Source organism: Pseudoalteromonas sp. Ps84H-4 (assembly GCF_024124645.1).
Taxonomy (GTDB): domain Bacteria; phylum Pseudomonadota; class Gammaproteobacteria; order Enterobacterales; family Alteromonadaceae; genus Pseudoalteromonas; species Pseudoalteromonas lipolytica_C.
In genome coordinates, this window is record NZ_JAMXSK010000021.1 from 97,461 (window position 1) to 105,538 (window position 8,078).

The 8,078-nt window shown below is 40.4% G+C and carries 7 protein-coding genes; 6 read left to right on the plus strand and 1 reads right to left on the minus strand.

Going from position 1 to position 8,078, the window contains the following annotated elements; genetic code table 11:
• The first annotated feature begins 39 nt into the window (after positions 1-39).
• The 4 genes from NH454_RS17330 to rlmB all read left to right on the plus strand — a co-directional run bounded on the left by NH454_RS17330 (position 40) and on the right by rlmB (position 5,096).
• Entirely contained in the window at positions 40-1,125 is a 1,086-nt protein-coding gene (locus NH454_RS17330) for a sensor histidine kinase (RefSeq protein WP_199526627.1), read from the plus strand.
• On the plus strand, positions 1,122-1,724 hold the full coding sequence (locus NH454_RS17335; RefSeq protein ID WP_054561025.1) for a response regulator transcription factor: 603 nt from the start codon (positions 1,122-1,124) through the stop codon (positions 1,722-1,724). The genes NH454_RS17330 and NH454_RS17335 overlap by 4 nt, the downstream gene beginning before the upstream one ends.
• Positions 1,725-1,869: 145 nt before the next feature.
• Positions 1,870-4,353, plus strand: coding sequence for a ribonuclease R (gene rnr, locus NH454_RS17340; RefSeq protein WP_253039763.1), 2,484 nt, complete (start codon positions 1,870-1,872; stop codon positions 4,351-4,353).
• Positions 4,350-5,096 (plus strand): 23S rRNA (guanosine(2251)-2'-O)-methyltransferase RlmB, encoded by a 747-nt coding sequence (gene rlmB / locus NH454_RS17345; protein ID WP_135923516.1) that lies wholly within the window; start codon positions 4,350-4,352, stop codon positions 5,094-5,096. Before rnr ends, rlmB begins: the two co-directional genes overlap by 4 nt.
• A gap of 76 nt (positions 5,097-5,172) precedes the next feature.
• Here rlmB and NH454_RS17350 read toward each other — a convergent pair whose 3' ends face one another.
• On the minus strand, positions 5,173-6,033 hold the full coding sequence (locus NH454_RS17350; RefSeq protein WP_253039764.1) for a YicC/YloC family endoribonuclease: 861 nt from the start codon (positions 6,031-6,033) through the stop codon (positions 5,173-5,175).
• A gap of 179 nt (positions 6,034-6,212) precedes the next feature.
• On the opposite strand from NH454_RS17350, the gene rph reads away from it, so the two are divergent.
• Both rph and pyrE read left to right on the plus strand, forming a co-directional pair.
• Positions 6,213-6,926: a ribonuclease PH gene (gene rph / locus NH454_RS17355; RefSeq protein ID WP_063699765.1), complete on the plus strand. Its 714-nt coding sequence runs from the start codon at positions 6,213-6,215 to the stop codon at positions 6,924-6,926.
• Between the two features lie 22 nt (positions 6,927-6,948).
• Positions 6,949-7,593: an orotate phosphoribosyltransferase gene (gene pyrE, locus NH454_RS17360; RefSeq protein WP_036973002.1), complete on the plus strand. Its 645-nt coding sequence runs from the start codon at positions 6,949-6,951 to the stop codon at positions 7,591-7,593.
• Positions 7,594-8,078 lie beyond the last annotated feature (485 nt).

Sequence of the window (8,078 nt, forward strand, 5' to 3'; positions counted from 1 at the left end):
ATAAGATTTAAAAAAGCCAAAAAATGGGATTGAGCATAAATGAAAAGTGATAGTTTTAGACAAAGCTTAGCAATTGAAAAAAAGCCTTACTGGGTCTGGGGTCCACTTGTTTTTTCAAGTTTTTATTTTTTACCGTTGATTCTAAGTTTTGAGCAATTCGCAGCTTTAGATATTTTTATTATAGTTATGATATATATAACTTTTATTTTTTACTATGTTAAAGCTGCTAACGCAAAAGGTGAAGATGCGCTCATTCCAGTGTCTATAATTGTTATTATCGCAACTTTTGGTACATATTTAACTCTTGGAACACAAACTTTATTTGGCTTTGCTTGCTATTTTTTTGGGTTCAACTTTAGACAAAAAAAAGGCGTTTTAGGGCTAGTTGCTGTTGCTTTAAGTATTTTTCTCGCGGTGTATTTATTTGATTTGAATAATCCATATTTTATTGCGCCAGCACTCATCATCAGCATTGCACTTTATTTTATGGGACGTGCTGAGAGGCGTGAACGAATACATCAGTTAAGTGAACAAAAAAGTCAACATCAAATAGAACAGTTGGCAATGATTGCTGAACGTGAACGCATTGCACGAGACCTTCATGATTTAGCTGGTCACAGTCTATCGTCGATTGCTCTAAAAGCAGAACTAGCCGAAAAGTTAATTGTTAATGATAACGTTGAGCAAGCACAGAGTGAAATAAAGCAAGTGGCGGCCATTAGCCGAGATTTACTCAGTGATATTCGTAAAGCAGTAACAAATATGAAACAGTTTAACCTCACTAAACAGTTAGAGTTTTTGCAAGAAGAGCTAACACAAAATGGCTTTAATGTAATAGTAAACAATGAATTAACAAACTTATCGACAGCAACACAAAAAACCGTATCGCTTATTGTTACTGAGGCTTGCACTAATATTTTAAGGCATAGTAAAGGGAATGAAGTTTTAATTGATATTAGTAAGGAACTAATATCAATTAAGGATAACGGTATAGTAACCACATTTAAAAGTGGCAATGGCATTAATGGCATTAAGCAGCGTACTGAAGCACTTGGCGGAGAGCTTATTGTGGAAAATAAAAAAGGGTTTAACCTGACTATGAATTTTCAAGCGAATTTATCATGATTAATTTACTCATTGTTGAAGATCAGCAAATGGTTAGGGAAGCAATTAGTGCGCTTGTTGGACTTGATCCATTTATTAATGTCGTTGGGCAAGCAGAGGATGGCAAAGCTGCACTTAAATTTATTGAACAAAATAAGATTGATATGGTGTTATCAGATATTGAAATGCCCAATATGTCAGGCATCGAATTGGTAGAAATACTGAGTAAGCGCCATTCTGATATTAAAACCATGATAATAACTACATTTTCAAAGGCAGGTTACATAAAACGTGCTATGAAAGCAGATGTTCGCGCCTTTATTTTAAAGGAAGCGCCATCAGAGCATTTAATTAATGCAATAAAATCAGTCAATCAAGGCCGAAGAGTCATTGATCCCGAACTTGCTTTACTTGCATTATCTGACACTGATCCATTGACTAATAAAGAACGCAAAGCATTAAAATTAGCCGGTGATGGCTTAAAAACTCAAGATATTGCAAAAACATTGTTTTTATCAGAAGGGACGGTTAGAAATTATCTTTCAGAAGCAATGAGTAAACTAAATGCGGTAAACCGAGTAGATGCTGCTCGCATAGCAAGACAAAAAGGGTGGTTATAAGGTCCTTAATTTTGCTATTAAATTATTGAACAATTTGAGTGCGAAAACTGGTTTAATCAATTTCTTAAAAGTTTAATAGCTTTTGCCTGTCTCATTGTTAGGATATGGGTTAAAATAACCACATAACCAACTAACAAGATAGTGAATGTCAAAACAGGATCCAAATCTCAGTCGAGAACAAGAAAAGTACGAAAACCCAGTCCCTAGCCGTGAGTTCATACTTGCTCACTTAGAATCACGCGCAAAACCAGCTAATTTCACACAACTTTGTGACGAATTACACGTGAATGATACTGAACGTCAAATAGCGTTCAAACGTCGCTTGCGTGCAATGGAGCGCGATGGTCAATTGTATTTCAATAAATTTAAATGCTATGCATTGATAGATGAATCAGGCTTGGTAAAAGGTAAAGTCATAGGTCACCGTGACGGATTCGGCTTTTTAGAAGTTGAAGGCGAGAGTAAAGATTGGTTTATCGCGAAACACCAAATGAATATGGTGTTGCACGGTGACATTGTGCTTGCTAAAGGTAACCGCAAAGGTTCAAGTGGCAAATGCGAAGCACGCATCATTAAAGTGCTTACCAATGAACGCGCGCCAATTGTTGGCCGCTATTTTGTTGAGCACGGAATTGCCGTTGTGGTAGCGGAAGACCCGCGTATTACGCAAGACATTATGATACTGCCGGGTAGTGAAAATGGCGCACGTCATAATCAAATGGTACAGGTGCAAATTACGCAAAACCCTAGTCGACATATGAATGCTGTGGGTAAAGTGACAGAAGTACTTGGTGAGCATTTAGCTCCCGGTATGGAAATTGAAGTTGCACTACGCAATCACGATATCCCTCATGTATGGCCTGAAGCGGTTGAAAAACAAGTTGCTCATTTAGGTGAGTTTGTTGATGAGCAAGCTAAACAAGGTCGAGTTGATTTACGTGATTTACCACTCGTTACTATTGATGGCGAAGATGCCCGTGACTTTGACGATGCGGTTTATTGCGAGCGTAAACCCTCTGGCGGTTGGCGCTTATGGGTGGCAATTGCCGATGTGTCGCACTACGTTGGTATGAACACGCCACTGAATAAAGAGGCAATTGAGCGCGGTAACTCAGTGTATTTTCCTGAGCAAGTTATTCCGATGCTACCAAAAGTGCTATCGAATGGCCTATGTTCATTAAACCCAGAAGTTGACCGTTTATGTATGGTCGCAGAAATGACAGTGTCTGATGCAGGCAAGTTATCAGGGTATAAATTTTACGAAGCGGTAATGAATTCGCACGCTCGTTTTACCTACACTAAAGTGAATGCGATTTTACAAGGCGATGAAAAGCTGCGTGAAGAGTACGCCAAGATGGTGCCACATTTAACTGACTTACAGCAAATGTACATGGCACTTAAAGCTGCTCGCCAAGAACGCGGTGCGATTGAGTTTGAAACCCTAGAAACGCGCTTTGTGTTTAATGCGCATCGCAAGATTGAATCAATCGTTCCTGTGGTTCGCAATGATGCACACAAACTTATCGAAGAGTGTATGATTCTAGCGAACGTATCAGCAGCCCGCTTATTAGAAAAACACGAAGCAAGTGCGCTTTATCGCGTGCATGATGAGCCTGATGCTGAAAAGTTAGGTTTTTTCCGAAACTTTTTATCAGAGCTTGGCATCGAAGCGGCGATTTCTGATGAGCCAACACCAAAAGAAATCACTCAAGTGTTAGCTAAATTAGGCGACCGCCCAGAAGCAGAACTTATTCAAACTATGCTGCTACGCTCGATGAAGCAAGCTGTTTATCAGCCTGATAACATTGGCCATTTTGGGTTAGCCTTACCAGCTTATGCGCACTTTACATCGCCAATTCGTCGTTATCCAGATTTAGTCGTGCACCGTGCTATTAAAGCGGTGCTTAAAGCGCAAGGCCAGCAAACTTCGGGTGAATACGCTTACACTGATGACGAAGTAGATATTTTAGGTGAGCAGTGTTCAACCACTGAACGCCGTGCCGATGATGCGACTCGCGAAGTGGCAGATTGGCTTAAATGTGAATTTATGCAAGATCATGTTGGTGACGAATTTGGTGGGGTGATCTCATCGGTGACTAACTTTGGTTTATTTGTACGCTTAGACGATTTACAAATCGATGGCATGATCCATGTGACCAACTTAGGCAACGAATACTTCCATTATGATGGCGCTAAGCATTGCTTGATTGGTGAGCAAACGCACACAGTGTATCGTTTAGGCGATAAAGTGACGGTTCAGGTGTCATCTGTAAGTCTTGACGAGCGCCGTATAAACTTAGTATTAGCGGGTGAAGCACCACAAGATCGTTACGCTCGTCGTCGTGGTCGCAGTGAACCTGCAAAACCAAGCGTTCGCGCGCAGCTTAAAGCTGGTAAAATTCCCGGTAAAAAAGGTGAATCAAATCGCTTTGAAGCAAAGTCAGGTGACAAAGATAATGAAAAACGTGGTAAGTCTTCTCATGCTAAAGGGCGAAAAAAGCCCAGCGGCAAACAGGCTGATGCTGTAAAAGCCAGTAAAAAGAAGAGCAAGAAAAAAGCCACTAAAAAGGCAAAAAGGCCGGGCAAGAATGCCCGCAAACAAAGTAGCCGAGGAGCAAACAATACGTGAGTAATGAATTAATTTTTGGTTTTCACTCAGTTGAAGCAATTTTAGAAAAAGAGCCGGAGCGCTTTTTAGAAATTTATGCTTTAAAAGGGCGTGAAGATAAACGTTTAAATCCGGTTATTGACCAAGCACGTAAATTCGGTATTTCTGTTCAGTTTATGCAACGTAAAGCGCTAGACAATAAAGCAAACGGTGAGCAACACCAAGGCATTATCGCTAATGTTAAAGCTGCACGTATGTATAGTGAAAAAGACCTTGACGAAATTATAGCCCGCGAAGAAACCCCTTTCTTATTGGTGCTAGACGGCATAACGGATCCACATAATTTAGGTGCGTGCCTACGAAGCGCTGATGCTGCCGGTGTACACGCTATTATTGTTCCTAAAGATAAATCAGCTAAATTAAATGGTACCGCGCGCAAAGTAGCGTGTGGTGCTGCTGAAACAGTGCCACTTGTGCAAGTGACAAACTTAGCGCGTACTTTACGTGAAATTAAAGACGCTGGTGTTTGGGTCGTTGGTACTGCTGGTGAAACCGACACTGAGTTATTCGATGCAAACCTCACTGGGCCAATGGCTGTAGTAATGGGAGCTGAAGGTGACGGAATGCGTCGCCTTACCCGTGAACATTGTGATTTACTAGTAAAAATTCCAATGGCAGGGACGGTATCGAGCTTAAATGTATCTGTTGCCACGGGTATTTGCTTATTTGAAGTACTGCGTCAAAGAAATGCGACGCAACTTTAATGTTAGGTCGTTAATTTATGCATAAAAAAGCCAGTGAATATTCACTGGCTTTTTTATGGTCTAGAGCAAATAAACCTTATTCGATATTTTGAATTTGTTCGCGCATTTGCTCAATTAACACTTTTAATTCTACCGCAGCATTGGTGATGTCACTGTTGATAGACTTCGATGCTAATGTGTTTGCTTCTCGGTTAAACTCTTGCATCATAAAATCTAAGCGTCGGCCACATGCACCACCTTTGACTATAATTTTCTTTGTTTCTTTAACATGTGATTTTAAACGATCTAGCTCTTCAGCTACATCTTGCTTTTGCGCTAGGTAAATAAGTTCTTGCTCAAGACGTGATTCATCAATGTCTGTTTTAAGCTCTTCAAGTTTTTGATTTAGCTTTTCACGTTGCCATTTAGCGATTTCTGGTAAGTGGCCCTCAACAATGGCAACTTGCTCTAATATTGCATCAAGGCGAGTGGCGATCATTTCTTGTAGGTTTGCACCTTCATCACCGCGAGCTTGTTTGAAGTCTTCAATTACTTTGTCAAAACCTGCAATCAGCGCTGTATTAACGCTATCCATATCGAGCTCTTCGGCTTCCATAATGCCAGGCCAACGCAAAATATCAACAGGATTAATGTCACCATTACTCTGTTGTTGCACCCATTGTGCGCTTTTAATTAGCTGCTCAGCCAGTGATTCGTTAATCGTTAACTCACCAACATGAGCTGGATTTGCAGCAAACTTTAAGAAAACTTCAACTTTACCGCGTTGTAAGTGTTTACGTAAACGCTCACGAATAACAGGTTCCATGCCACGAAATTGCTCAGGTGCGCGGATAAAAGTCTCAAGGTAACGTTGGTTAACTGAACGAATTTCCCAAGTGCCAGTGCCCCATTCGCCTTTAATTTCGCGACGCGCATAAGCTGTCATGCTGTGGATCATGGATAATTTCCTAGTGTTATTTATATTCAAAGTTGCTTGATTATACCGTATCAGCTTTTAACCTCTAGCGTAAATTTTCTGAAATCGGCTTTTCAGATACAGTTAATTATGTAAATCACATGGCATCTGCCACCACATCGACTTATAATGTGGCAAATTCAGAATTAAGGGGATCGTTAATGCGTCCAAGCGAAAGAACACCTAATCAAATTAGACCGGTTACATTTACACGTAATTACACTATGCATGCTGAAGGCTCAGTATTAGTAGAGTTTGGAAACACTAAAGTTTTGTGTACAGCAACTGTTGAAGCTGGTGTACCACGCTTTATGAAAGGCCAAGGTAAAGGTTGGGTTACGGCTGAATACGGTATGTTACCTCGTTCAACACATACTCGTAATGGTCGTGAAGCGTCGCGCGGTAAGCAGGGCGGTCGTACAATGGAAATTCAACGCTTAATTGCACGTGCACTTCGTGCTGCAGTTGATTTAAAAGCGTTAGGTGAAAACACCATTACTATCGATTGTGATGTTATTCAAGCTGATGGCGGTACACGTACAGCATCTATTAGTGGTGCGTGCGTTGCGTTAGTTGATGCACTCACTTACATGCGTAGTAAAGGTATGATCAATTCAAACCCACTTAAGCATATGATTGCTGCAATTTCAGTCGGTGTATATAAAGGTCAACCAATCACAGATCTTGAGTACCTAGAAGATTCTGAAGCTGAAACAGATATGAACGTGATTTTGACGGAAACGGGCAAAATCATCGAAATCCAAGGTACAGCTGAAGGCGAACCTTTCTCATTCGACGAACTAGATGAGCTACTTACATTAGCTAAGCACTCAATTCGTGAAATTATCGACGTTCAAAAGCAAGCATTAGCTTAATAGAGAAGTAGGTTTATTAGTTATGAAAGATTATCAAAAAGAGTTTATTGAATTCGCACTTGAAAAGCAGGTGCTTAAATTTGGTGAGTTTACTTTAAAGTCTGGCCGTACTAGCCCTTATTTCTTTAACGCTGGTTTATTTAATACTGGTCGTGACCTTGCACGTTTAGGCCGCTTTTATGCAGCTGCACTTGAAGATGCTGGCATTGAATACGATGTATTATTTGGCCCTGCTTATAAAGGTATTCCAATTGCAACGACTACTGCGGTTGCTTTAGCTGATCACCACGACAAAGATGTGCCTTACTGTTTTAACCGTAAAGAGAAAAAAGCACACGGTGAAGGTGGTACATTAGTAGGTTCTGAACTTAAAGGTAAGATCATGTTAGTCGATGACGTGATCACTGCGGGTACAGCGATTCGTGAATCGATGGAAATCATTGCAGATAATGGTGCAGACTTAAGTGGCGTTTTAATTGCTCTTGACCGCCAAGAGAAAGGCAAAGCTGAGTTATCGGCTATTCAAGAAGTCGAGCGTGACTTTGGCACTAAAGTTATCTCGATTGTAAAACTAGCTGACTTAATTAGTTACCTGGAAGCGAAAGGTACAATGGATGAGCATTTAGCGGCTGTAAAAGCATACCGTGATCAATACGGCATTGCATAACAACTAAAAACGCGAATTTTTAAAAGCCCAGCTATGTTGCTGGGCTTTTTTGTTTTTAGAGCGTTGTGCTTTTATAGCCTTAAATACAGCTAAAAAGTTACTAAAGCGTTAATAAAGTTTCTCTTTTGTACTGTTTAGACTAAAAAGGATGCAAAAGGTAGTTTTTTTAAAGTTTTCTCAAAAAAGTGCTTGCGTTAATTCGCTGCATCCCTATAATGCGCATCCACCGACACGGCGGACTGCTTACAAACAAGCGAAACGACGAGTTGGTTGAGTCAAGTAAGACTGAGTTTTGAAAAAATAAACTTTTCTCAAAATTAAGTGTTGACAAAAATAACGGCTTGCGTAGAATGCACAGCCCTCGAGACGCGAAAGCAACTCGAAACGTTCTTTAACAATATAAAGCAATCATCTGTGTGGGCACTCGTGCAGATTGAGTTCTAACAGCAGATTCTAGTTCGCTAGATGATGCAAACAAATTTAGA

Bases quoted from the DNA above. Each gene is read 5' to 3' on its own strand.
- NH454_RS17330 (WP_199526627.1), top strand. From the start codon at position 40: ATGAAAAGTGATAGTTTTAGACAAAGCTTAGCAATTGAAAAAAAGCCT.
- NH454_RS17350 (WP_253039764.1), bottom strand. From the start codon at position 6,033: ATGATCCACAGCATGACAGCTTATGCGCGTCGCGAAATTAAAGGCGAA.
- pyrE (WP_036973002.1), top strand. From the start codon at position 6,949: ATGAAAGATTATCAAAAAGAGTTTATTGAATTCGCACTTGAAAAGCAG.
- rph (WP_063699765.1), top strand. From the start codon at position 6,213: ATGCGTCCAAGCGAAAGAACACCTAATCAAATTAGACCGGTTACATTT.
- NH454_RS17335 (WP_054561025.1), top strand. From the start codon at position 1,122: ATGATTAATTTACTCATTGTTGAAGATCAGCAAATGGTTAGGGAAGCA.
- rnr (WP_253039763.1), top strand. From the start codon at position 1,870: ATGTCAAAACAGGATCCAAATCTCAGTCGAGAACAAGAAAAGTACGAA.